This is a genomic window from Rhodococcus sp. NS-SX18 (assembly GCF_057367935.1).
Genome location: NZ_CM170633.1, coordinates 2,529,163 through 2,552,425, shown reverse-complemented (window position 1 = coordinate 2,552,425; position 23,263 = coordinate 2,529,163). Strand labels below are relative to the sequence as shown.

The following is a 23,263-nucleotide window of genomic DNA, read 5'->3' as shown; positions in this document are numbered from 1 at the left end:
CACCCCCCGGCGTTTCGGCTCGAAAACACGTGCGGTAGTGCGCCCACAGCGTGACCCACGGCCGGGTCCGGCCCGGGGGCGCGGGCACCGCCCACCACCTCGACGAACACGACATAACCGCAGGTAGCGGCGTTATGGGCGGCTGTTCGGGCCGGGGCGAGTACCGCCCCGCGCCCCGGCGCCGACGTCGGGCCGTCCCCGCCGGAGACGGCCCGGAAAAATTTCCGCGCACGAGCGTGTCGGGGGCCTCCCACCTGCACCGGAACGGACATCCGGCCCGGGGCCCGGGCCGGATGTCCGGGCCGCGTCAGGCCCGCAGGAAGGCGAACGCGTCCACGGTGCGGGACACGGCGTCGCGCAGCGCCGCGGCCGTCGGGCCGGCCCGCAACACCTCGCGGGAGACGTTGGGCACGACGGCGTCGAGGCGTTCGCCCGCCAGCCGGCGCACGTCCTCGGCGGTGCCGCCCTGGGCGCCCACACCGGGCATCAGGATCGGGCCGTGCAGCGCGCTCAGGTCCGGCGCGCGGGTGAGGGTCGCGCCCACGACGACGCCGACCGAGCCGAGGGTGTCGGCGCCGGCGTTGCGGGCCGCGGCCTCGTCGACCATCACCTGTGCGACGCTGCGCCCGTCGGCGGTGCGCGCCTGCTGCACCTGGGCACCCTCGGGGTTGGAGGTGGCAGCGAGGACGAACACTCCGCGCCCGTCGACGGCGAGGCGCAGCGCGGGCTCGAGCGCGCCGAAACCCAGGTACGGCGAGACGGTGACCGCGTCGGAGCCCAGCGGGGACGCGTCGGTCAGCCACGTGCGGGCGTAGGCGTCCATCGTCGAGCCGATGTCCCCGCGTTTGGCGTCCGCGAGGACGAGGGTGCCGGCGCCGCGCAGGGCCGTCACGGTGCGCTCGAGCACCGCGATGCCCGCGGCACCGAACGCCTCGAAGAACGCGACCTGCGGCTTGACGAGGGCCACGTGCCCGGCGAAGGCGTCGACGCACGTCCCGGCGAACCGCTCGAGCCCCGCGACGTCGACCGTGAGGCCCCACGCGGCGAGCAGTTCCGGGTGCGGGTCGATGCCCACGCACAGCGGCCCGCGCTCGGCGAGGGCCGCGTGCAGACGCTGCCCGAACGTCGTCACGACGCCGTGTCCGCGAGTCCGTCGCGCAGACCGCCGACGCCGCCGGACGCCGGCGCCGCGTCGCCGTCGAGACTGCCCTGGTCCTCCCGGATCCCGGCGTGCATCTCCTGCAGCGAGCGCACGCCGATGTCGCCGCGGATGGCGGCCTCGATGCCCTGAACGGCCGCGGAGGCACCCTGCACCGTCGTGATGCACGGGATGTTGGCGGCGACGGCGGCGGTGCGGATCTCGTAGCCGTCGATGCGCGGCCCGGAGTTGCCCCAGGGGGTGTTGATCACCATGTCGACCTCACCGGCGCGGATCTTCTCGACGATGGTGTGGGCCCCCTCGGGCCGTTCCTCCTCCGACACCTTGTACACGTGCTCGCACGGGATGCCGTTGCGGCGCAGCACCTCCGCGGTGCCGATGGTGGCGAGCACCCGGAAGCCGAGGTCGGCGAGCCGCTTGACGGGGAAGATCAGCGACCGCTTGTCCTTGTTGGCGACCGAGACGAACACCGAACCGGAGGTGGGCAACGACCCGTAGGCGGCGGTCTGGCTCTTGGCGAACGCGGTGCCGAAGTCGTCGTCGATGCCCATGACCTCGCCGGTGGACTTCATCTCCGGACTGAGCAGCGAGTCGATGCCGGTGCCGTCGGCGCGGCGGAACCGGTTGAACGGCAGCACCGCCTCCTTCACCGCGACCGGAGCGTCGACCGGGGCGTGCCCGCCGTCGCCGTGGGCGGGCAGGATGCCCTCGGCGCGCAGGTCGGCGATGCTCTCACCCATCATGACCCGCGCGCAGGCCTTGGCGAGTTGCACCGCGGTGGCCTTCGAGACGAACGGCACGGTGCGGGAGGCGCGCGGGTTGGCCTCGAGCACGTAGAGGATGTCGTCCTTGAGGGCGTACTGCACGTTGAGCAGACCCTTGACGCCGATGCCGCGCGCGAGGGCCTCGGTGGAGCGGCGCACGTTCTCGAGGTCGGACCGGCCGAGGGTGATCGGCGGCAGCGCACACGACGAGTCGCCGGAGTGGATGCCGGCCTCCTCGATGTGCTCCATGATGCCGCCGATGTAGACGTCGGTGCCGTCGCACAGGGCGTCGACGTCGATCTCGACGGCGTCGTCGAGGAAGCGGTCGACCAGCACGGGCCGGTCCTCGGAGATCTCGGTGGCGCGGGAGATGTAGCTCTCGAGCGCCTTCTCGTCGTAGACGATCTCCATGCCGCGCCCGCCGAGGACGTAGGACGGCCGGACGAGCACCGGATAGCCGATGCCGGCGGCGATGTCGCGGGCGCCCTCGAAGGTGGTGGCGGTGCCGAACTTCGGGGCGGGCAGACCCGCCTCGGTGAGCACCCGGCCGAACTCGCCGCGGTCCTCGGCCAGGTCGATGGCCTCGGGGCTGGTGCCGACGATCGGCACCCCGGCGGCCTTCAACCGTCGCGCGAGCCCGAGCGGGGTCTGGCCGCCGAGCTGGACGATGACCCCGGCGACGGTGCCGGACTGCGACTCGGCCCGGTACACCTCGAAGACGTCCTCGAAGGTGAGGGGCTCGAAGTAGAGACGGTCGGCGGTGTCGTAGTCGGTCGAGACCGTCTCGGGGTTGCAGTTGACCATGACGGTCTCGTAGCCGGCCTGCGACAGGGTCAGGGCGGCGTGCACGCACGAGTAGTCGAACTCGATGCCCTGGCCGATGCGGTTGGGGCCCGAGCCGAGGATGAGCACCTTCGGCCGCTCACGCTGCTCGGCGACCTCGGTCTCGGCGTCCGGGTCGAGTTCGTACGTCGAGTAGTGGTACGGGGTCTTGGCCTCGAACTCGGCGGCGCAGGTGTCGACGGTCTTGTACACCGGGTGCACGCCGAGCTGCTCGCGCAGGGCCCGCACCGCGTCCTCGTCGCCGAGCTCGGGGCGCAGCGCCGCGATCTGCCGGTCGGAGAAGCCGTGGTGCTTGGAAAAACGCAGTTCCCGCTCACCGAACGTCTCGGCGGCGCGCACCTTCTCCCCCAGCTCGACGATCTGCTGGATCTGGTCGAGGAACCACGGGTCGATCTTGGTGGCGTCGAACAGCTGCTCGACGGTGGCGCCGAGCTCGAAGGCCTTGGCGATGCCGTAGAAGCGGCCGTCGTGCGGGACCTCGAGCTCCCCGAGCAGGGTGCCGAGATCGGCCGCCTCGACCTCGGGGCCGGTCCAGAACCCGGAACGCTTGGTTTCGAGCGACCGCAGGACCTTGCCGAAGGCCTCGGTGAAGTTGCGGCCGATGGACATGGCCTCACCGACCGACTTCATGGTGGTGGTCAGGGTGCCGTCGGCGCCGGGGAACTTCTCGAACGCGAAGCGCGGCGCCTTGACGACGACGTAGTCGAGCGTCGGCTCGAAGCAGGCCGGCGTCTCCTTGGTGATGTCGTTGACGATCTCGTCGAGGGTGTAGCCGATGGCGAGCTTGGCGGCCATCTTCGCGATCGGGTAGCCGGTGGCCTTCGAGGCCAGCGCGGACGAACGCGACACCCGCGGGTTCATCTCGATCACCACGAGACGACCGTCGCGCGGGTCCATCGCGAACTGGATGTTGCAGCCGCCGGTGTCGACACCGACCTCGCGCAGGATCGCGATCGACAGGTCGCGCATCTTCTGGTATTCGCGGTCGGTCAGGGTCATGGCGGGGGCGACGGTGACCGAGTCGCCGGTGTGCACGCCCACCGGGTCGACGTTCTCGATGGAGCAGACGATCACGACGTTGTCGCGGCCGTCACGCATGAGCTCGAGCTCGTACTCCTTCCAGCCGAGGATGGACTCCTCGATGAGCACGTTCGCGGTGGGCGAGGCGGCGAGGCCGCCGCCGGCGATGCGTTCGAGGTCGGCCTCGTCGTAGGCCATGCCGGAGCCGAGGCCGCCCATGGTGAACGACGGGCGCACCACGACGGGGTAGCCGAGTTCGGTGACGGTCTCACGCACCTCGTCCATCGTGTAGCAGACCCGCGAGCGCGCGGATTCGCCGCCGCACTTGGCGACGATGTCCTTGAACTTCTGCCGGTCCTCGCCGCGCTGGATGGCGTCGAAGTCTGCGCCGATCAGTTCGACGTCGTACTTGGTGAGGATGCCCTGCTCGTGCAGGGCGACGGCGGTGTTGAGCGCGGTCTGCCCGCCGAGGGTGGCGAGCACCGCGTCGATCGGGGTGCCCTTGGCCTGCTCGGCGGCGATGACCTTCTCGACGAACTCGGCGGTGATGGGCTCGACGTAGGTGGAGTCGGCGAACTCCGGGTCGGTCATGATCGTGGCCGGGTTGGAGTTGACGAGGGAGACCCGCAGGCCTTCCTCGCGCAGCACCCGGCACGCCTGGGTGCCGGAGTAGTCGAATTCGCAGGCCTGCCCGATGACGATCGGGCCGGAGCCGATGACGAGGATGTGGGAGAGGTCGGTACGGCGTGGCATTTAGTTCTTCTCTCCCTCGAGCATGCTGGTGAACCGATCGAACAGGTAGGAGGCGTCGTGCGGGCCGGCCGCCGCCTCGGGGTGGTACTGCACGGAGAAGGCGGACCCGTCGAGCAGGCGCACGCCCTCGACGGCGCCGTCGTTGGCGCAGGTGTGGCTGATCACGGCCCGGCCGAACGGGGTGTCGAACTCCTGGCCGGCTTCGCCCTCGAGCGCGAAGCCGTGGTTCTGGGCGGTGATGGCGATCCGCCCGGTCTCGTGTTCGATGACCGGGATGTTGATGCCGCGGTGCCCGAATTTCATCTTGTAGGTCCCCAGGCCGAGCGCGCGGCCGAGGATCTGGTTGCCGAAGCAGATGCCGAACAGCGGCAGTCCCTGCCCGAGGACTTCCTTGGTCAGATGCACCGCGCCGTCCGCGGTGGCCGGGTCGCCGGGGCCGTTCGAGAGGAAGACTCCGTCGGCTTTCAGGTCCAGGATGTCGTGCAGCGTCGCGGTGGACGGCAGCACGTGCACGCGCATGCCGCGCTCGGCGAACATCCGCGGGGTGTTGGTCTTGATGCCGAGGTCGATCGCGGCGACGGTGAAGCGGGCCTCGCCGTCGGGCTCGACAACGTAGCCGCTCGTGGTGGTGACCTCGCCGGCGAGGTCGGCGCCGAGCATCGACGGCTGGCTCCGGACCCGGTCGAGCAGCTCGGCGTCGCCGGCGAGGGCGTCGCCGGAGAAGACGCCCGCCCGCATCGAGCCGCGGGTGCGCAGGTGCCGCACCAGGGCGCGGGTGTCGATCCCGGCGATACCGACGATGTTCTGCCGCTCGAGTTCGTCCTGCAGGGATCCGGCCGCGCGCCAGCTCGAGGTGCGGCGCGACGGGTCGCGCACGACGTAGCCGGCGACCCAGATCCTCGCGGCGGCGGGGTCACCGGTGGGGCCGACGGACTCGTTGTCCTCGGCGTTCCACCCGGTGTTGCCGATCTGCGGGGCCGTGGAGACCACGATCTGCCGGTGGTAGCTCGGGTCGGTGAGGGTCTCCTGGTAGCCGGTCATGCCGGTGCTGAACACCGCCTCGCCGAGGGTCTGTCCCACCGCACCGAAGACGGTGCCGCGGAACGTGCGCCCGTCCTCGAGCACCAGGATCGCGGTGTCCGTGTCGAAGTTGTTGCCGCTCATGCGTTCTCTCCGTTCTGCTCGACCTCACCGGAGCTCGCCGCATCAGCCGAAATCTCGCGTGCCGTCGTCGCTGTACCAGCCGTCCAGGCTGTCGTCCTAGCTTTCACTGTCCCGGTGATTCTCGTTCGTCTCCTGCACCCACTGGGGGTAGATGGTCTTGTCGTCGCCGCGGAATCCGGTGTCGATCTCGGTGCCGGACGGCAGCTGCCAGCGGATCACCAGCACCCCGTCCTTGGTCATCACCTTTCCCGCGAGACCGCGTTCGGTGCGCACCGCCCGGATGGAGTCCTGCGGGATCCAGATCGGCGAGGCGCCGTCGCGCTCGAGCAGCACCCCGGCGCGGTAGCGGCTGATCTCGCCGGCCGCGCGGTGGCCCAGGTCGCCGACGGCGATCCGGTCCTGCCAGCTCGGCGCGAGGGTACTGCCCACGTACAGGCCGGTGCTCGGGGCCACCAGCTGCTCCCCCAGCTCGGCCGGCACCGGCGGGAGGGCACCGACGGCGTCGGCCTGGCGGCGGCCGCGGCCGCGCCAGCCCTTCCACATCAGCAGGACCAGCACCACCCACAGGGCGACGAAGCCGAGTGTGAGCCACAGGCGGTCCATCACCGCACCCCGCTTCCGGTGCCGGGCCGGACCGCTCCGTCGAGTGCGGTGATCCGGCCGCGCAGCACGGTCGCAACGACCTTGCCGGGCAGCGTCATCGCCTCGTACGGCGTGTTGTGCGCGACCGACGCCAGTTCCGGTCCGCGCACCGTCCATTCGGCGTCGGGGTCGACGAGCACCACGTTGGCGGGCTCCCCCACCTCGAGCGGGCGCCCCTGGTCGTCGAGGCCGACGATCTCGGCGGGCCGTTCGCTCATGACCTTCGCGACGCCGCGCCAGTCCAGCAACCCGGGACGGACCATCGTCTCGACGACGATCGACAGGGCCGTCTCGAGCCCGAGCATGCCGGGCCGGGCCTGGGAGAACTCGCAGCACTTGTCCTGCTCGGCGTGCGGGGCGTGGTCGGTGGCGACGCAGTCGAGCACGCCCTCGGCCAGTCCGCGGCGCAGCGCCTCGACGTCGGAACGTTCGCGCAGCGGCGGGTTGACCCGGTTGACGCCGTCGTAGGTCTCGAGCCGGGAATCGTCCAGCATCAGATGGTGCGGGGTGACCTCGGCGGTGATCGGGATCCCTTGCGCCTTGGCCCATCTCACCAGTTCGACGGTCCCGGCGGTGGAGGCGTGGCAGATGTGCACGCGGGCTCCGGCGTCCCGGGCGAGCAGGGCGTCGCGCGCGACGATGGACTCCTCGGCCGCGCGCGGCCAGCCGGCCAGTCCGAGGCGCGCCGCGGTGGGGCCCTCGTGCGCGACGGCCCCGGCGGTCAGCCGCGGTTCCTCGGCGTGCTGGGCGATCAGGACCCCGAGCGAACTCGAGTACTCCAGCGCCCGCCGCATGATCAGCGGGTCGTGGACGCAGTGCCCGTCGTCGGAGAACATCCGGACACGGCCGACACCGGCGGCCATGGTGCCCATCTCGGCGAGTTGCGTGCCGGCCAGCCCGACGGTGACGGCACCCACGGGGTGCACGTCGACGAGGCCGACCTCCTGCCCGCGCCGCCACACGTGGTCGGTGACGACGACGGAGTCCGCGACGGGGTCGGTGTTGGCCATCGCGAACACCGCGGTGTAGCCGCCGAGCGCCGCGGCCGCGGATCCGGTGTCGATGGTCTCGGTGTCCTCACGGCCGGGCTCGCGCAGATGCGTGTGCAGGTCGACGAAGCCGGGCAGCAGGATCCGTCCCGCGCCGTCGATCACCTCGGCGTCGGGGCTCGCCTCGAGGTCGGTGCCGAGGGCGAGGATCTGTTCGTCGCCGAGCAGCACGTCGGTCGGCGCACCCTCCCCGTAGACGAGCACGTTGCGGATGAGCACCTGCGGCGACACCGAATCTTCTCCTGTCCCAGTGTTCTTCGTCTTCTGCGCGGACTTCCGGTCCGCGTACGCTTCGGTCATGCGATCGCGCTCTCCGTGCCGACGAGCAGCCGGAACAGCACGGCCATGCGCACGTGCACGCCGTTGCTCACCTGCTGCAGCACCGCGGTCTGCGGGGCGTCGGCGACCGCCGAGGCGATCTCCATGCCGCGCAGCATCGGGCCGGGATGCAGCACCACGGCGTGCTCGGCGAGCATCGCCAGCCGTTTCTCCGACAGCCCGTAGCCGATCGAATACTCGCGCGCCGAGGGGAAGAAACCACCGTTCATGCGTTCGGCCTGCACCCGCAGCATGAGCACCGCGTCGAGGCCGGGCAGTTCGGCGTCGAGGGAATGCGAGACGGTGACCGGCCAGGTCTCCACACCCACCGGCAGCAACGTGCGCGGCGCGACGAGCACCACCTCGGCACCGAGCGTGGACAGCAGCAGGGCGTTGGAGCGCGCGACCCGGCTGTGCAGGATGTCGCCCACGATCGCGATGCGCCGGCCGGCGATCGAGCCGAGCCGCTGCCGGAGGGTGAGCGCGTCGAGCAGGGCCTGCGTGGGGTGTTCGTGGGTGCCGTCGCCGGCGTTGATCACCGCCGGTCCCCCGCCGTTGCCGTCGCCGGTCCATTCGGCGATCCGGTGCGCGGCGCCCGACGCGGGGTGCCGCACGATCAGGGCATCGGCTCCGGCGGCGTGCAGGGTCAGCGCGGTGTCGCGCAGCGACTCGCCTTTGGCGACCGACGAACTCGACGCGCTGACGTTGATGACGTCGGCGCTCATCCACTTGCCGGCGACCTCGAACGAGACCCGGGTACGGGTGGAGTTCTCGAAGAACACCGTCATCACGGTGCGGCCGCGCAGGGTCGGCAGCTTGCGCACCTCCCGGCCGAGCAGCGCCTGCTCGAACCGTTCGGCCTCGTCGAGAAGCTCGGTCGCGGACTCCTCGGTCAGGTCCGCGATGGAGAGCAGGTGCTTCACGAAATCTTGCCTCCGGAGATCACCACGGCGTCGCGGTCGTCCTGCTCGGTGAGCAGGACCCGCACGTCCTCGGCGCGGGCGGTGGGGACATTCTTGCCGACGTAGTCGGCGCGCAGCGGCAGTTCGCGGTGCCCGCGATCGACCAGGACGGCGAGCTGCACGGCGCGGGGCCGGCCCAGGTCGCGCAGGGCGTCGAGGGCGGCGCGCACCGAGCGACCGGAGAACAGGACGTCGTCGACGAGGACGACGAGGGCGTCCTCGACGCCGCCTTCGGGCACCGACGTGCGCTCGAGCGGGCGGTGCGGCTTGGTGCGCAGGTCGTCGCGGTAGAGGGTGATGTCCAGGGAGCCGACGGGCACGCGCACCCCGGAGAACTCGGCGATGCGTTCGGCGAGCCGGTGCGCGAGGGTGGTGCCGCGGGTGGGAATGCCGACGAGGACGACGCGAGGGGCTTCACCCGCGGGGGCGTCGAGCGCGGTCTTCTCGATGATCTGGTGCGCGATGCGGGCGACGGTGCGGCCGACGTCGGCTGCGGAGAGCAATTCGCGGGCCGGACCGGGCGGGGATGCCGGTGACCCGTCTTCGGACATGGCCATACTGCGACCTCCTTCTCCGCCTCGCTGGACGGATCGTTAAAGGATGCCTGACGGTGCACCAGCCTAGCAGCGGCCGGTGCCCGCCCGGCACGGATGAGGGGTGAGGCCCGACACAGGCCGGGGTCCCCGAAGCGGCGAGCGGGCCCGGCCGGCGACGGATGTCGCCGGCCGGGCCCGCTCACGCTGCGTCGTCAGGGCCGCTCGGTCTCCCGCTGCTCGACCGCGTCGGCGGCGCGCGAGGAGGTGGCTGCCGCGGCGGCACGCACCTGGTCGGCGAGCGCCACGATCTGGCCGAGGATGCCGTTGACGAACGCGGGCGAATCGTCGGTGGACAGCTGCTTGGCCAGCTCGACCGCCTCGTCGACGGCGACCACCGGCGGCACGTCGGGGGCGTGGAACAGCTCCCATACCGAGATGCGCAGGATCGCCCGGTCCACGGCGGGCAGCCGCTCGAGCGTCCAGTCGTGCAGGTGCTCGGCGATCACCTGGTCGAGCTCGTCGAGTCGCTCCGACACGCCACGCACGACGGTCTGCGTGTACGGCGGCACCTGCGCGACCTGGTCGTCGGTGACGGCGAGCGCGACCCGGTCGGCGGCGAGACCGACCGGATCGATGTCGCGGGCCTCGGCCTCGAACAGCAGATCCACGGCGCGCTTACGCGCCTTGTGCCGGGCTCCGAGTTTCTTCTGCGTACCGGACACTCAGGAATTCACTCGCCCGAGGTAGCTGCCGTCACGGGAATCGACCTTGAGCTTGTCGCCGGTGTTGATGAACAGGGGCACCTGGATCTCGGCGCCGGTCTCGAGGGTCGCGGGCTTGGTGCCGCCGGTCGAGCGGTCGCCCTGCAGGCCGGGATCGGTGTGGGTGACCTCGAGTTCGACGGTGACCGGCAGTTCGACGAACAGCGGGGTGCCCTCGTGGGTGGCCACCTGCACCTGCATGTTCTCCAGGAGGAACCGGGCGCCGCCGCCCAGGGTCTCCTCACTGATGGAGATCTGGTCGTAGGTCTCGCCGTCCATGAAGACGTAATCGGAGCCGTCGTGGTACAGGTACGTCATGTCGCGACGGTCGACGGTGGCCGTCTCGACCTTCACACCGGCGTTCCAGGTCTTGTCGACGGTCTTGCCGGAGAGCACGTTCTTGATCTTCGTGCGGACGAACGCCGGCCCCTTGCCGGGCTTGACGTGCTGGAACTCGATGATCTGCCACAGCTGACCGTCGATCTTCAGCACGAGCCCGTTCTTGAAATCGCTGGTATCGGCCACTTGGTTTCGCGTCTCCTAGAGTCGAGGTACCGCCCTTATACGACGGTCAATGTCTTGTCGGTGAGTGTGAGCAGCTCCGGTCCCTGCTCACGCACCACGAGCGTGTCCTCGATCCGCACGCCTCCGCGCCCGGAGAAGTACACGCCCGGTTCGACGGTCACCGCCGCACCGCAGGCAAGTGTACCGGTCGCGGCCTGGCCGATTCCGGGTGCTTCGTGGATCTCCAGACCGACGCCGTGGCCGAGTCCGTGCAGGAACAGCTCACCGTGTCCGGCGGCGGCGATCACGTCGCGGGACGCGGCGTCCACGGCGGCCAGGTCGATGCCCGGTACGAGCGCCGCCCGCCCGGCCGCCTGGGCGCGCGCGACCAGGTCGTACACGTCGCGCTGCCAGTCGGCGGCCCGCCCGAGGACGTACGTGCGGGTCATGTCGGAGTGGTATCCGCCGACCTGTGCACCGAAATCGAGCTTGACGAAGTCTCCGGCGGCGAGCACGGCGTCGGTGGGCCGGTGGTGCGGCACGGCCGAGTTCGCCCCGGTCGCGACGATCGTCTCGAAGGAGATGCCGTCGGCGCCGTGGTCGAGCATGCGGGCTTCGAGATCGCGACCGACCTGCCGTTCGGTGCGGCCCGGGCGCAGACCGCCGGCGGCGACGAGGTCCGCCAGTGCCCGGTCGGCGACGGCGCACGCCGCCGTCAGCAGTCCGACCTCGTGTTCGTCCTTGACCATGCGCAACTGCTCGACCAGCCCGGGCGCGGGGGTGAGAGTGAGCGGGCTGTCCAGCCCCGCCCAGCGCACGTGCGTGTCGACGGTGACGACATGGCTCTCGAAGCCCCACCGGGCCGGCGTCGCCGCGGAACGGACCAGGTGATCGGCACTGGCGCGGGCGATCTCGGCCCGCAGATCGGGAACCTGAGCGGCGACCTGGGTGAGGTAGCGGCCGTCGGTGCACACGACGGTGCGGGACTCGTCGACGTCGTCGGTGGTGACGAGCAGCGCGGCGTTCGAACCGGTGAATCCGGTGAGGTAGCGGATGTTGAGCAGGTCGGTCACCAGGAGCGCGTCGAGGTCCCGGTCGGCGAGCAACCGGCGCAGCGCGGCGCGGCGGGCGGAGTGAGCGGCGGGCATGGGGTCAACGTACTCCCGCGCCGACAGCCGGGACCGCCGTCGCCGGTGACGAATGTGGGGCGGGACACATCTCCGCCGATCCAGACGTTACTCTGAGGAACATGAAACCCTGGTTGCTTCGCGGGCTCGGCCTGACCCTCGTGCACGTGCTGGTACGGGTCCTGCTGGGGGCCGCCCTGGTGCAATGGCCGCTGCAAGGCTCGATGCTGCGGATGGTGGCTTTGGCCGTCGTCGTGCTCGCCGCGATCGTGTGGGCCGGGCTCGACGGGATCCGCGATCAGCGGGCGCACCCGCAGTCGGAGGACGGTGCGGACCTGACGATACTGTGGCTGAAGGCCGCGGCGGTCACCGGTCTCCTCTCCGGCCTGCTGACGTGGCTGATCGACACGGTCAGCCCGATCCAGGTCGGGGTCAAGTCGCTGTTCTTCGAACTGACCTCGGGCGCGGCGTTCACCGTGCTGCTGGTGTTCGTCCCCGCGACGGCCGCGGTGATGCTCGGGCGGCTGCTGGTACGCCGGGACCAGCGCAAGTCTGCGGCGCCGGGAAAGCCGGACGACAGGCAGGCACCGGTCCCAGCGTCCGCGGCCCCGGATCGGGAGTGGCGTGACGACGACGCACCCACCGAGGTGTTCGAGCGGATCGATCCGGACCGCCGCCCCTGACACCTGCCCGCCGGCCGCGGTCCGCAGCGGTGACGGAATCGGGTCCGCAGCCCGGAGCGGGCAGGTACCGTTCGGCCCATGGCCGGACGCGGGACGAGCGGCACCCACGGACGCCGGCGGTCGGCGCTGGTCGTCGCGGGCGCGGGTGCGCGCGGCGCGTATCAGGCCGGGGCGATCACCACACTGCTACCACGAATGACCGCGCACAACGGCCCGCCCGAGCTTCTCGTCGGCACCAGCGCCGGCGCGATCAACGTGGTGGGACTCGCCGCCTTCGCCGACGAGGGGTTCCCCGCAGCTTCGGAGCGGCTGGTGGACCTGTGGACCGGTGTGGACTCGTCCGACGTGTACTCGACGGTGCACAGCATTCTGGGAACCGGCGCCGCCTTCGTCGGGCAGGCCCTGGGCTTCCCGCTCACTCGTCTCGTCAGCCTGCTGGACACGAGCCCGATCCGGCACACCCTGCAGCGTCTCCTCCCGTGGGACCGGCTGCACGAGAACATCCGTGCCGGACTCGTGGATGCGGTCGCCGTGGCCACGACGTCCGTCGATTCGGGCGGCACGGTGGTGTTCGTCGAGAAGAACGACTCGGTGCGGCTGCCCGAGTACGACCTCCGCCGCAACATCAGCTACGTCGAGACCACCTTGACCGTCGACCACCTGCTGGCGTCCTCCGCGGTGCCGATCCTGTTCCGGCCCGTCCACATCACCGACCCGTGCGCGCCGCAGCGCACCGGGTGGTACATCGACGGCGGACTGCTCCTCAACACCCCCATCAAGCCCGCGCTTCTGCTCGGCGCGGGGCACGTCGGGGTGGTGGCGACGCAGCCGCGGGTCTGGCCGCCCCCGGTGGTGCCCCGCCCGAACCGGCACCGGCGGCCCGCCCCGGACGTCGCGGGCGTCGCGGCCCTCGCATTGCGAGCCATGCTCGGCTACCGGATGATCGAGGATCTGCATCAGCTCGAATTCCGCAACGCGCGGATCGCGGAGACCCGGGCGGTGGCCGCCACCGACCGCCCGATCGGCATCGACTTCGCCGGCCCGCCGCTGGAGGATGCGGGACGGATCGCCGAGATCGCCCACGCCGTGGTGCGCAACCAGTCCCTCGTGCGCCAGTTCGTGCGCAATCCCGCGCCGTCCGTCGTCGCACGATTGATCGGGGGCGACGAAGAGGATCGCGGCGACCTGCTCAGCTTCCTGCTGTTCGACCCCGAATTCACGCGCGCGATCGCCGAACTGGGCCGCGAACACGGCGCCGAACCGAGCTCCGCACAGGCTGCCGCCGAGCTCCGGGCCTGACCCCCGCCCCGATCCGGGCGGTCAGCGCCGTCGCGCCGGGTCCGGGCGCCGATATCCCACCGCGTCCCGGTCACGGGCTCCGTACCGCGCCGTCCCGAAGGTCTCCACGAAACTGCGGTCGCGCCGTACCGGGCGCAGCGTGGTGGCAGCGAAGTAGGTGCGTACCGCGGATCGCGCGAGGTAGGCGAGAACGGGCCGCGGTTCGGGCAGGTTCTGCACGCCGCGCAGGTGGTCGTCGCAGAACGTCGACAGCACCTCCGGCGCGAGCGCTCGCAACGGTCCGGGAAACCAGCGGTCCGCGAAGTCGTCGACGAGTCGACGGGTCACGGCGAGCCCGTCGTCGGTGCGCGCATACTGCGCGGCCTCGAAGGCGGCCGTCCAGCGGGTGAGCTCGTCGCGGGACTCGGGGATGTCCGTGATCCGCTGGGCGGCTGCCACGCCGCTCCAGAAGCGCCACTGTCCTTCGAGTTCCGTCTCGGAGAACGGCCGGGACCCGACGAGTGCGGCGATGCGCTGCGGTTCGAGCGCGAGCGTCGCGAGGGTGTAGAGCGAGTCCTCGTTGCGGATCGGGAAGTGCCCGTGGATCTCGTTGAGCCGCTCGATCCATGCGAGGCCCTCGGCGGTGTCGTAGCCGAGTTCGAGGAACTTGCCGAAGAACACCATGGTGTCGTCGTTGCGCTTCGCCGTGTCGACGACGATGTCGCCGCGGCCGCGGCGGTGCAGGATCTTTGCGACGGTGGGCACGGCCACCTGCCGGATGAACGACACCGTGAACAGTGCGTTCACGAGCATCGCGTTCCCGTTCAGGACCTCGAGCGAGAGCCGCGCGACGGCGCGATCGTCGCGGACCGGATCGAGCCGCTCGATCTCCCGTCGGATCTGCCGTCCGATCGTCACATTCTTCATTCGTCCTCCGTTGCGCTCCCGGACCCCATAGTGGACAACATATGTTGTCCACTACGGGGTGGTCAACGGCCTTTCCCGTTCCGGCCGCCCGGTCCGGCAGGATGGGATCCATGCGCACACCCCCGAGCCGCAGCTGGCACGGCGTCAGCGCCGACGACCGGCGCGCGCAGCGCCGCACCCGGATCCTTGCGGCGGGCACCGAACTGCTCGGCACCGGCGGAGGCCGCGCGGTCACCGTCCGCGCCCTGTGCCGCGCCGCCGGGGTCAGCGAGCGCTACTTCTACGAGAGTTTTCCCTCGCGCGACGACCTGGTCGCCGCAGTCTTCGCGACGACAGCGGAGGGTCTCGTGCGTCATATGCAGGACGTCGTGGCGGCCGCTCCGGCAGAGGTCACCGCCCGGGCCCGCGCCTTCGTCTCCGGAGCGATCGACTTCTTCGCCGCCGACCCCCGTCGCGGCCGGGTGCTGGTCCGCGAGGCCATGACCGAGCCGGTCCTGTCGCAGCAGGGTCTGCATGCAGCGCCCGCCCTACTCGGCGCCCTGCTCGTGGACGTCACCGCGCCGGAGCCGGACGCCGAGACCCGGCTGATCGCCGGCGCCGTCCTGGGCCTGGGCATCGGGGCGCTGATCGTCGCGTGGATCGACGGGCAGATCGACGTCGAGCGAGACGCGCTCGTCGAGCACTGCGCCCTGCTCGTCCGGCGCGCCGTCACTCCGTCGGAGGACGGGTAGGTCGGACGGAACCGGACTCGCCGGGCGGAACGGACCGATTCGGCCGGAAGCAGTGTCACGGGACGTGCCGGTGGTGTAAATGTGAACTGTCGGGATCGAGAACCGGGGACCGGCAGGGGCACGCCGGTCACCTCGATCGCACGCACCGAGGGGGGATTGCGATGGCCGAATTCGATCGATGGCCGACCGACCTGCTCGCCGAATTCGTGGCCGACTTCGAACTGGGCCGCACCCTGACACTTCCGGTCGCCGTCGAGACCGCCGCGCGCGAGGAACTGGCCCACCGGAGCGTCGACGCCGGATGAGTCCGGCCCGCGGCACCGCCCGCGCCGACGACCGAGCGCGCACCGGGACATCGGGCGCAGCGGCCGCCGCTCCCCCATCCGTGCGATCGGCGAAAACCAATCACTCTGGCGCCCAGTGCATTTAAGGTGGGAAAGCATGGGAGAGCGCGCTCCGATACGTCCCGACCGGAAGACGGCCCCGAACGGCTCGGAGGAGGCCGGAGCCTTCGCCTCGCGGACCGGCGGCGAGCCACAGCTGGGGCGACTGCTCGGGGCGATACTGCCGCTGACGCGCCCAGGCGGGCTCTGGTCTACGACGCGGGGGCTCGCGAAAGGAACGTGCAGTGCCGCGGTGGCGGTGGGCGGACGGGTGCTCGGTCTCCGTCACCCGGGGGCCAGGGAGGCGGCCGACCCCGTCCTGCCGGCGAACTGGTGGCCCGACGATCTCGATCTCGAGGCGGCGGCCAGGAAGTGCCCGGGGGTGGATCTGTATGCGGTGACCGTCGACTTCGTCGAGCGCCACCACGGGTTCGCCCTGTCGATGCTGGGCGGGATCCCGTCGTGGACCGCCGCCTGGTATTCCCGTGTCGGCGTGGCCTATCTGCAGGCCCACCGGATCGGCCGCCCGGACCGGGACGAACGCGCTCGCCGCGGAGCACCTCCCTCGGCGCGGGCGACTCGCCCCGGTCTGCAGGTCGTGCACGGCGCCGACTAGCCCCGACCGGGGCCCGCCGAACCAGCGACCGACGTGGGGTGACCGCTCCGGGTGCTGCGCGTTGCCGTCCCGGCACGATCGATCGCAGTCCGACTCGACGCCGACGAGTGCACATTCACGGCAGTGCGGACGGGCGCAGGACCCGGCCCCGGACGTCGGCCGACACCCGGCGCACGAACTGCTCGTGCCCGACGCGCGCCCGCTGCCCGGACTGCGGCACCAGGACGCTGACGGTGGCGTCCGCGAGTTCTTCGTCGCCGACGATCGCGAGGTAGGGATCGCGGTGCACGCGCGCGGCGCGGATCCGGCTGCCCAGCGACCCACCGGAGAGCACCTCGGCGCGAATCCCCTCGTCCACCAGTCTGTCCCGCAACGCGCCCGCCCCGTCGCGGTGCGGGTCGCCGATCGGCAGGACCGCCACCTGGCGGGGCGAGAGCCACGGCGGCATGCGCCCTTCGAAGCGTTCGACAAGCATCGCGGTCAGCCGCTCCATCGATCCGAGCACACCCCGGTGAATCATCACGGGCCGGTGTCTGCGCCCGTCCTCGCCGGTGTACTCGAGGCCGAAACGTTCCGGTTGAGTGAAGTCGAACTGGACGGTGGACACGGTCTCCTCGCGCCCGTGCGCTCCGGCGACCTGGACGTCGATCTTCGGACCGTAGAACGCGGCCTCCCCCTCGGCTTCGAAGAAATCCAGTCCGCACCGTTCGAGCGCACCGCGCAGCTCACCTTGTGCGTGCACCCACTGCTCGCCGGTGCCGAGATACCGCCCGCCGGCGCCGCGGAGGGACAGGCGGTAGCGCCGGTCGTCGAGCCCGAGCACTCCGTAACAGCGCTCGATCGCGCTCAACGCGAGTTCGATCTCCGCACCGGCCTGTTCGGGCGCGCAGAACACGTGCGCGTCGTCGAGACCGATCTGCCGGACCCGGCTCAGGCCGCCGAGCACACCCGACAGTTCGCTGCGGAACATCGATCCCAGCTCCGACAGGCGGATCGGCAGCTCGCGGTAGCCGCGGCCCCGCGAGGCGAAGATCTGGGCGTGGTGGGGACAGTTCGCGGGCCGCAGCACGAAACTCTCGCCGCCGACCTGCATCTCGGGGAACATGTCGTCGGCGAACTTGGACCAGTGACCCGACCGGACGAACAACTCCTTCTTGGCGAGCACCGGGGTGTAGACGCGGCGACAGCCGGTCTCGGCCGCCACCTCGGCGGCGAAGGCCTCGAGCTCGGCACGGATCACCGCACCGTCCGGCAGCCACATCGGAAGTCCCGCCCCCACAGCGGGTGCGGTGGCGAACATCTCGAGTTCGCGACCGAGCACTCGATGATCTGCACCGTTCATTTCGTGTTCCTCGACTCTCGTCTCGGCGAGAGGAAGCGACGTGCCCGAACACGACGAAAGCCCCGGGACGTCGACTCCCGGGGCTCGCGTGGTGGGTCAGCAGTGAGTGACGCGGCGCCGGAAGGCATCCGGCGTCGTCGTGACCTGCTGAGCGTTCATCATGACCGGAATGGTACGGCCGGTTTCACCCGGAAATCAACGAAGTGGCGGAGGAGAATTCGAATACGTTGCGACGGAGGCATTTTCGTTGTCGCTCTTGCGGACGGCCGCGCTACGGGAGTCGTGGTCCATTGTTCGGAAAACTCTTCGATTCCGTCCAGCCCGAATTTCTTTGGGACCGGTGAACCGGGGGGCGCCCGAAAGCGAGAGGGCCGGCGCACCCTTGGGTGCGCCGGCCCGGGGCTCAGCAGCTCACAGGAGCACGGTGCCGGCGTCCGCCGTGCCCTCCCGCGCGACGGCCGAGTACGCCGCCGCGAGCAGCGACGGATCCGGTCCCTCGAGCCGGCCGGGCTTGGCGAGGCCGTCGAGGACGACGAACCGCAGCATGCCCGCGCGGTTCTTCTTGTCGGTCTGCATGCCCTCGAGCAGCTGGGGGAAGGCGTCGGCATCGTAGGTGGTGGGCAGCCCGACGAGCTCGAGGATGCTGCGGTGCCGGTCGGCGGTGGCGTCGTCGAGGCGCCCCGCGAGGCGTCCCAGCTCGGCGGCGAAGACGAGACCGACGGCGACGGCGGCGCCGTGCCGCCACCGGTAGCGTTCGCGCCGTTCGATGGCGTGACCGAGGGTGTGCCCGTAGTTGAGGATCTCGCGCAGGCTCGACTCCTTGAGGTCCGCGGCCACGACCTTCGCCTTGACCTCGACCGAGCGCCGGATCAGTTCGGGCAGCACGCTTCCCGTCGGGTCGAGCGCGGCCTCCGGGTCCGCCTCGATCAGTTCGAGGATCTTCGGATCGGCGATGAAGCCGGTCTTGATCACCTCGGCGAGACCGGCGACGATCTCGTTGCGCGGCACCGTCTCGAGCGTCGCGAGGTCGACGAGCACCGCGGACGGTTCGTGGAAGGCACCGACGAGGTTCTTGCCGGCCTCGGTGTTGATGCCGGTCTTGCCGCCGACCGCGGCGTCGACCATGGCGAGCAGCGTGGTGGGGACGTGCACGATCCGCACGCCGCGCATCCACGTGGCGGCGACGAACCCGGCCAGGTCGGTGGCTGCTCCCCCGCCGAGGCTGACGATCGCGTCGGATCGGGTCAGCCCGATGCGGCCGAGCACCTCCCAGCAGAAGCCCGCCACGGCGAGGTCCTTGCCGTCCTCGGCGTCGGGGATCTCGACGCGGTGAGCGTCGATGCCCTTCTCTGCCAGCGCGGCGCGCACCGCCTCGGCGGTCTCCGCGAGCGGCGGCTGGTGCAGGATCGCCACGGTGCGGGTGCCGGTGAGTTCGTCGACGAGCTCACCGAGCAGGCCCCGGCCGATGATCACCGGGTAGGGCTGGGCCGTCTGGACGTCGACGCGTACCGGTTCGGTCACGATTGATTGCTCCGATTCTCTGTACTGGTCGTGCTGGGCGCGGACGGGTGGGCGCCGGTGGCCGCCAGATCCGACTGGGCCTCCAGCTTGGCGAGGACCTGCTGCACCACCCGGCCCGGACTGCGTCCGTCGGTGCGCACGCGGATGGTGGCCGCCTGCCGGTAGAGCGGGCGGCGCCGGCGCATCAGCTCCCGGTACTTCGCCGCGGGGTCCGCCCCGGCGAGCAGCGGTCGTGTGGTGTTGGTCCCGGTGCGGCGCAGGCCCTCGGCGACGCTGATCTCGAGGTAGATCACCGTTCGGTCCTGGAGCAGGGCGCGGGTGCGCTCGGACAGGATCGCGCCGCCGCCGAGCGAGACGATGCCGTCGTGCCGGGCGAGCGCGTCGGCCACCACCTCCTCCTCGATCCGCCGGAACGCCGGTTCGCCGTCGGTGCCGAAGATGTCCGGGATCGTGCGGCCGGTGGTGCGCTCGATCTCGGCGTCGGTGTCGAGCAACGGCAGATCGAGCGCCTGGGCGAGCCGCCGGCCGATGGTCGACTTGCCGGCCCCGGGCGGCCCGATCAGGACTGCGCGTGGCGTCATGGCGTCACCGTGGCACCCGGGCCGCGACGGCCTCGAGGTAGTTGCGGACGTTGGCGCGGGTCTCGTCGATCGAGTCGCCCCCGAACTTCTCGAGCGCGGCCTGCGCCACGACGAGCGCCACCATCGCTTCGGCCACGACACCGGCCGCAGGCACAGCGCACACGTCGGAGCGCTGGTGGATCGCCACGGCCTCCTCGCCGGAGGCCATGTCGACGGTGGCGAGGGCGCGCGGCACCGTCGAGATCGGCTTCATCGCCGCCCGTACCCGCAGCGCCTCGCCGTTGGTCATGCCACCCTCGAGACCGCCGGCCCGGTTGGTCGAGCGGAGCACGCCGTCCGGGCCGGGCCGGATCTCGTCGTGGGCGACGCTGCCGCGCCGGCGTGCGGTCTCGAAGCCGTCGCCGACCTCGACACCCTTGATCGCCTGAATGCCCATGAGGGCCGCGGCGAGCCGGGCGTCGAGCCGGTCCGCCCCGCTGATGAACGAGCCGAGGCCTACGGGCAGGCCGTGCACCACGACCTCGACGACACCGCCCAGGGTGTCACCGTCGCGCTTGGCGGCCTCGATTTCGGCGATCATCGATTCCTCGGCCGCCTTGTCGAAGGCCCGCACGGGGCTGGCGTCGATGGCGGCGAGATCGGCCCCGGTCGGCTCCGCCCCCACGTAGGGGTCGGACGCTCCGATGGAGATCACATGCGAGACGACCTCCGCGCCGAACACCTGCCGCAGGAAGTTGCGGGCCACGGTGCCGGCGGCGACCCGGGCCGCGGTCTCCCGGGCGCTGGCGCGCTCGAGGACGGGACGAGCGTCGTCGAAGCCGTACTTGAGCATCCCCGAGTAGTCGGCGTGGCCGGGTCGCGGGCGGGTGAGCGGTGCGTTGCGGGCCTGTCCGACGAGCAGTTCGGCGTCCACCGGGTCGGCGGACATGATGGTCTCCCACTTGGGCCACTCGGTGTTGCCGATCTCGATGGCCACCGGGCCGCCGAGGGTGTGGCCGTGCCGGACGCCGCCGAGAATGGTGACCTTGTCGGCCTCGAACTTCATGCGCGCGCCGCGGCCGTAGCCGAGGCGCCGCCGCGCGAGCTGCTCCGAGATGTCGCTCGACGTCACCTCGACACCGGCGACCATCCCCTCGAGCATCGCGACGAGGGCGGGACCATGGGACTCTCCAGCAGTTATCCAGCGCAGCACAGGACCATCCTTCCACGTTCGCCGCCACCGGCGGGACGCCGCCCCGGTCAAGCCGCCGCGAGGACCCCGGCGACGGCTGCCGCGCACATCGACGGCCCGTGCGGCAACACCACACCGCGCGGGCGACGGTGTGCCCGTGCCCAACCCACGGCGGCGACGACGACGCCCACCGCGGCGGTGAGCAGCGGCGGCAGCAGGGCCGCCGTCGTCCACGCTCCCGCGCCGGCGGCGCCCGCGGCTGCCCCCAGCCCGGCCGCGAGCTTCACGTCGCCCGCGCCGAGACTGCGCGGGGCAGCCAGGTGGGCAAGCAGGTACGGTCCCGCCAGCAGGCACGCGCCGACGAGCGCCGGGACTGCCTGCCCCGCTGCCGCGGCGACCGTGAGGACGACGCCGGTGCCCGGTACGGTCAGCACGTTCGGCAGCCGCCGCGCCGACAGGTCGGCTGCGCTCAGGCACAGGCACCACCAGGTCAGCGCCGCGACCTTAACCGCCCCCGGCATCGTCGAGGTCCCGAGCACGGCCACGGCACCGCCGCCCGCGCCGGCCACCTCGCACATCCCTCGTGGTGGGAGACGCCGGACGAGGCGGGCGACGAGCCGCCGCATGCCGGCTCCGGCCACGGCACCGAGAACGGCGAACACCACAACGGTCATGGCGTCAGCGTGCCGTCCGGGTGGCACCCGAACGGCGCTCTCGCCGCCCACGGCCGGAATCTGTGGACGAACGGGCCGGGTGTGGACAACCCGGTTGCCGGGACGGATCGAGCCGGACCTGCAACCATGACCGAATCGTCCCGTCCGCATCCCGGAGGTTCGCATGGAGCTGGCCCGCGTTCTCGAGACCGTCGGCGGCGCCGTCGACGTGGTCGGGGTGGCGGTGATCGTCGTCGGGGCGGCGGTGGCGAGCTGGATCGCCCTACGGTCCTGGCGCCGCTCGCCGGGTGCGCCGATCTACGAACGCTACCGGCGCGATCTGGGACGGTCCATCCTGCTCGGCCTCGAATTCCTGGTGGCCGCGGACATCATCAAAACGGTCGCCGTGACCCCCACCTTCACGTCGGTGGGGGTCCTGGCGATCATCGTCCTGATCCGGACCTTCCTCAGCTGGTCGCTGCAGCTCGAGATCTCCGGCCGGTGGCCGTGGCAGAACAGCAGGAGCGGACCGCAGAGCGAGAAGGCACCGGTCAGCTGAGTTCGGCGCGGCGACGTTGCAGGAAGCCGCGCTCGGCGGCGTTGGTGGCCCGGGCGAGCGCGGCGTCGTATGCCGCGGCGGCCTCCGGGAGACGACCGAGCCGGCGGAGCAGGTCGGCCCGCACCGCGTGCCACAGGTGGTACCGGTCCAGGTCGAGGGAATCGACCAGGTCCAGACCCGCGGCGGGGCCGTCCACCTCGGCCACCGCGACGGCCCGGTGCAGGGCGGCGACGGGGGTGGGTGCGACGACGAGCAACTGATCGTAGAGCGCGACCACCTGCCGCCAGTCGGTCGTCTCGACCGTGGCGGCATCGCTGTGGACGGCGGCGATCGCGGCCTGGAGCTGATACGGGCCGGGCCGGCGCAGTTGCAGGCAGCGGCGGACGAGGGACTGTCCCTCGGTGATCAAGTCTCGGTCCCAGAGCGTGCGGTCCTGCGCGGCGAGCGGGATCAGGTCGCCGTCGGCGTTCGTGCGGGCCGGTCGTCGCGCGTCGGCGAGCAGCAGCAGCGCGAGCAGGCCCAGCACCTCGGGCTCGTCGGGCAGCAGCTCGGCCAGCAGGCGGGCGAGCCGGACCGCCTCCACGCACAGGTCGTCGCGGACCAGGCGGTCCCCACCGGCCGCGGTGTGCCCCTCGGTGAAGACGAGATAGACGACGGCGAGGACGGAGGCGAGGCGGGCGGGCAGTTCCGCGGGGCCCGGAACGCGGTACGGGATCCGGGCGTCGCGGATCTTGCCCTTGGCGCGCACCAGCCGCTGCGCCATGGTCTTCTCCGGAACGAGGAAGGCGCGGGCGATGTCGGCGGTACTCAGGCCGCCGAGCAACCGGAGCGTGAGAGCGACGCGGGCGGCGGGCGCCAGCGCGGGATGGCAACACGTGAAGATCAGGCGCAGCCGGTCGTCGGGCACGGCATTCTCCTCGTCGACGGCGCTGGTCCCGGCCTCGTGCAGGCGGGCGGCCTCGGCGTGTTTGCCTGCGCGGGCGTTCTCCCGGCGGATCCGGTCGATCGCACGGCGCCGGGCGGTGGTGACGATCCAGCCGGCCGGGCTCGGCGGCAGTCCGTCGGCGGGCCATCGGGCGACGGCGACGGCGAACGCGTCCTGCACGGACTCCTCGGCAAGGTCGATGTCCCCGAATGCACGGACGAGCACGGCGACCGCGCGGCCGTGCTCGCTGCGGAACACGCGCGCGATCTCCGCGTCCGTCACCGCGGCCAC

General features: G+C 71.5%; 22 protein-coding genes and 1 pseudogene. 6 read left to right on the top strand and 17 right to left on the bottom strand.

Annotated features, from left to right (window positions below; genetic code table 11):
- Positions 1-307: 307 nt before the first annotated feature.
- From pyrF to AC2IPW_RS11910, 10 genes are all read right to left on the bottom strand, one after another.
- Positions 308-1,132, bottom strand: a complete 825-nt coding sequence (pyrF, locus tag AC2IPW_RS11955; RefSeq protein WP_450121698.1) for an orotidine-5'-phosphate decarboxylase — start codon at positions 1,130-1,132, stop codon at positions 308-310.
- Positions 1,129-4,539: a carbamoyl-phosphate synthase large subunit gene (gene carB, locus AC2IPW_RS11950; RefSeq protein WP_416063527.1), complete on the bottom strand. Its 3,411-nt coding sequence runs from the start codon at positions 4,537-4,539 to the stop codon at positions 1,129-1,131. Before carB ends, pyrF begins: the two co-directional genes overlap by 4 nt.
- On the bottom strand, positions 4,540-5,703 hold the full coding sequence (carA, locus tag AC2IPW_RS11945; RefSeq protein WP_003935413.1) for a glutamine-hydrolyzing carbamoyl-phosphate synthase small subunit: 1,164 nt from the start codon (positions 5,701-5,703) through the stop codon (positions 4,540-4,542).
- Between the two features lie 96 nt (positions 5,704-5,799).
- On the bottom strand, positions 5,800-6,306 hold the full coding sequence (locus AC2IPW_RS11940; RefSeq protein ID WP_003935414.1) for a PH-like domain-containing protein: 507 nt from the start codon (positions 6,304-6,306) through the stop codon (positions 5,800-5,802).
- Positions 6,306-7,625, bottom strand: coding sequence for a dihydroorotase (locus AC2IPW_RS11935; RefSeq protein WP_289380750.1), 1,320 nt, complete (start codon positions 7,623-7,625; stop codon positions 6,306-6,308). Before AC2IPW_RS11935 ends, AC2IPW_RS11940 begins: the two co-directional genes overlap by 1 nt.
- Before the next feature lie 65 nt (positions 7,626-7,690).
- Positions 7,691-8,635: an aspartate carbamoyltransferase catalytic subunit gene (locus AC2IPW_RS11930; RefSeq protein ID WP_003935416.1), complete on the bottom strand. Its 945-nt coding sequence runs from the start codon at positions 8,633-8,635 to the stop codon at positions 7,691-7,693.
- The gene (gene pyrR / locus AC2IPW_RS11925; RefSeq protein WP_010595132.1) at positions 8,632-9,231 is read right to left on the bottom strand and encodes a bifunctional pyr operon transcriptional regulator/uracil phosphoribosyltransferase PyrR; all 600 of its coding nucleotides are present in this window, start codon (positions 9,229-9,231) and stop codon (positions 8,632-8,634) included. The genes AC2IPW_RS11930 and pyrR overlap by 4 nt, the downstream gene beginning before the upstream one ends.
- A gap of 191 nt (positions 9,232-9,422) precedes the next feature.
- On the bottom strand, positions 9,423-9,932 hold the full coding sequence (gene nusB, locus AC2IPW_RS11920) for a transcription antitermination factor NusB (protein ID WP_486376894.1): 510 nt from the start codon (positions 9,930-9,932) through the stop codon (positions 9,423-9,425).
- Complete coding sequence (gene efp, locus AC2IPW_RS11915; protein WP_040271344.1) at positions 9,933-10,496, bottom strand: elongation factor P; 564 nt, start codon at positions 10,494-10,496, stop codon at positions 9,933-9,935.
- A gap of 35 nt (positions 10,497-10,531) precedes the next feature.
- Positions 10,532-11,623 carry a M24 family metallopeptidase gene (locus AC2IPW_RS11910; RefSeq protein ID WP_040271343.1) on the bottom strand — a complete coding sequence of 364 codons (1,092 nt, stop codon included), beginning with the start codon at positions 11,621-11,623 and terminating at the stop codon, positions 10,532-10,534.
- A gap of 101 nt (positions 11,624-11,724) precedes the next feature.
- Here AC2IPW_RS11910 and AC2IPW_RS11905 point away from each other — a divergent pair, with 101 nt between their 5' ends.
- Positions 11,725-12,285 carry a B-4DMT family transporter gene (locus tag AC2IPW_RS11905; RefSeq protein WP_486376893.1) on the top strand — a complete coding sequence of 187 codons (561 nt, stop codon included), beginning with the start codon at positions 11,725-11,727 and terminating at the stop codon, positions 12,283-12,285.
- Between the two features lie 78 nt (positions 12,286-12,363).
- Positions 12,364-13,584, top strand: a complete 1,221-nt coding sequence (locus AC2IPW_RS11900) for a patatin-like phospholipase family protein (RefSeq protein WP_301915453.1) — start codon at positions 12,364-12,366, stop codon at positions 13,582-13,584.
- Positions 13,585-13,605: 21 nt separating this feature from the next.
- Here the strand turns inward: AC2IPW_RS11900 and AC2IPW_RS11895 are convergent, their stop codons facing one another.
- Positions 13,606-14,490, bottom strand: a complete 885-nt coding sequence (locus AC2IPW_RS11895) for a DUF2236 domain-containing protein (RefSeq protein ID WP_301915452.1) — start codon at positions 14,488-14,490, stop codon at positions 13,606-13,608.
- A 110-nt stretch (positions 14,491-14,600) separates the two neighbouring features.
- Between AC2IPW_RS11895 and AC2IPW_RS11890 the strand changes: the two genes are divergently transcribed.
- From AC2IPW_RS11890 to AC2IPW_RS11880, 3 genes are all read left to right on the top strand, one after another.
- Positions 14,601-15,221 (top strand): TetR/AcrR family transcriptional regulator, encoded by a 621-nt coding sequence (locus tag AC2IPW_RS11890; RefSeq protein WP_432794045.1) that lies wholly within the window; start codon positions 14,601-14,603, stop codon positions 15,219-15,221.
- 161 nt (positions 15,222-15,382) lie between these two features.
- The gene (locus AC2IPW_RS11885) at positions 15,383-15,526 is read left to right on the top strand and encodes a hypothetical protein (RefSeq protein WP_162919312.1); all 144 of its coding nucleotides are present in this window, start codon (positions 15,383-15,385) and stop codon (positions 15,524-15,526) included.
- A 136-nt stretch (positions 15,527-15,662) separates the two neighbouring features.
- A complete protein-coding gene (locus AC2IPW_RS11880) occupies positions 15,663-16,220 on the top strand; it encodes a hypothetical protein (RefSeq protein ID WP_040781594.1) in 558 nt (185 codons plus the stop codon).
- 115 nt (positions 16,221-16,335) lie between these two features.
- On the opposite strand, the pseudogene thrS reads toward AC2IPW_RS11880, so the two are convergent.
- From thrS to AC2IPW_RS11855, 5 genes and pseudogenes are all read right to left on the bottom strand, one after another.
- Positions 16,336-17,571: pseudogene (gene thrS / locus AC2IPW_RS11875) on the bottom strand (threonine--tRNA ligase); the annotation flags it as partial.
- Between the two features lie 402 nt (positions 17,572-17,973).
- Positions 17,974-19,083 carry a 3-dehydroquinate synthase gene (gene aroB / locus AC2IPW_RS11870; RefSeq protein ID WP_003935427.1) on the bottom strand — a complete coding sequence of 370 codons (1,110 nt, stop codon included), beginning with the start codon at positions 19,081-19,083 and terminating at the stop codon, positions 17,974-17,976.
- Positions 19,080-19,664 carry a shikimate kinase gene (locus AC2IPW_RS11865; RefSeq protein ID WP_010595143.1) on the bottom strand — a complete coding sequence of 195 codons (585 nt, stop codon included), beginning with the start codon at positions 19,662-19,664 and terminating at the stop codon, positions 19,080-19,082. Before AC2IPW_RS11865 ends, aroB begins: the two co-directional genes overlap by 4 nt.
- A 4-nt stretch (positions 19,665-19,668) precedes the next feature.
- Positions 19,669-20,856: a chorismate synthase gene (gene aroC / locus AC2IPW_RS11860; protein WP_003935429.1), complete on the bottom strand. Its 1,188-nt coding sequence runs from the start codon at positions 20,854-20,856 to the stop codon at positions 19,669-19,671.
- A gap of 47 nt (positions 20,857-20,903) precedes the next feature.
- Complete coding sequence (locus tag AC2IPW_RS11855; RefSeq protein WP_486376892.1) at positions 20,904-21,509, bottom strand: prepilin peptidase; 606 nt, start codon at positions 21,507-21,509, stop codon at positions 20,904-20,906.
- A 163-nt stretch (positions 21,510-21,672) separates the two neighbouring features.
- Between AC2IPW_RS11855 and AC2IPW_RS11850 the strand changes: the two genes are divergently transcribed.
- Positions 21,673-22,047: a DUF1622 domain-containing protein gene (locus AC2IPW_RS11850; protein WP_486376891.1), complete on the top strand. Its 375-nt coding sequence runs from the start codon at positions 21,673-21,675 to the stop codon at positions 22,045-22,047.
- Here the strand turns inward: AC2IPW_RS11850 and AC2IPW_RS11845 are convergent.
- Positions 22,040-23,263, bottom strand: a complete 1,224-nt coding sequence (locus AC2IPW_RS11845; protein WP_486376890.1) for an RNA polymerase sigma factor — start codon at positions 23,261-23,263, stop codon at positions 22,040-22,042. The two genes, AC2IPW_RS11850 and AC2IPW_RS11845, sit on opposite strands and share 8 nt — an antisense overlap.

Coding starts and splice junctions, on each gene's coding strand:
- AC2IPW_RS11865 (WP_010595143.1), bottom strand. CDS start 19,664: ATGACGCCACGCGCAGTCCTGATCGGGCCGCCCGGGGCCGGCAAGTCG.
- AC2IPW_RS11905 (WP_486376893.1), top strand. CDS start 11,725: ATGAAACCCTGGTTGCTTCGCGGGCTCGGCCTGACCCTCGTGCACGTG.
- AC2IPW_RS11880 (WP_040781594.1), top strand. CDS start 15,663: ATGGGAGAGCGCGCTCCGATACGTCCCGACCGGAAGACGGCCCCGAAC.
- AC2IPW_RS11850 (WP_486376891.1), top strand. CDS start 21,673: ATGGAGCTGGCCCGCGTTCTCGAGACCGTCGGCGGCGCCGTCGACGTG.
- carB (WP_416063527.1), bottom strand. CDS start 4,539: ATGCCACGCCGTACCGACCTCTCCCACATCCTCGTCATCGGCTCCGGC.
- AC2IPW_RS11940 (WP_003935414.1), bottom strand. CDS start 6,306: ATGGACCGCCTGTGGCTCACACTCGGCTTCGTCGCCCTGTGGGTGGTG.
- AC2IPW_RS11885 (WP_162919312.1), top strand. CDS start 15,383: ATGGCCGAATTCGATCGATGGCCGACCGACCTGCTCGCCGAATTCGTG.
- AC2IPW_RS11910 (WP_040271343.1), bottom strand. CDS start 11,623: ATGCCCGCCGCTCACTCCGCCCGCCGCGCCGCGCTGCGCCGGTTGCTC.
- pyrR (WP_010595132.1), bottom strand. CDS start 9,231: ATGGCCATGTCCGAAGACGGGTCACCGGCATCCCCGCCCGGTCCGGCC.
- AC2IPW_RS11900 (WP_301915453.1), top strand. CDS start 12,364: ATGGCCGGACGCGGGACGAGCGGCACCCACGGACGCCGGCGGTCGGCG.
- carA (WP_003935413.1), bottom strand. CDS start 5,703: ATGAGCGGCAACAACTTCGACACGGACACCGCGATCCTGGTGCTCGAG.
- AC2IPW_RS11890 (WP_432794045.1), top strand. CDS start 14,601: ATGCGCACACCCCCGAGCCGCAGCTGGCACGGCGTCAGCGCCGACGAC.
- AC2IPW_RS11895 (WP_301915452.1), bottom strand. CDS start 14,490: ATGAAGAATGTGACGATCGGACGGCAGATCCGACGGGAGATCGAGCGG.
- AC2IPW_RS11855 (WP_486376892.1), bottom strand. CDS start 21,509: ATGACCGTTGTGGTGTTCGCCGTTCTCGGTGCCGTGGCCGGAGCCGGC.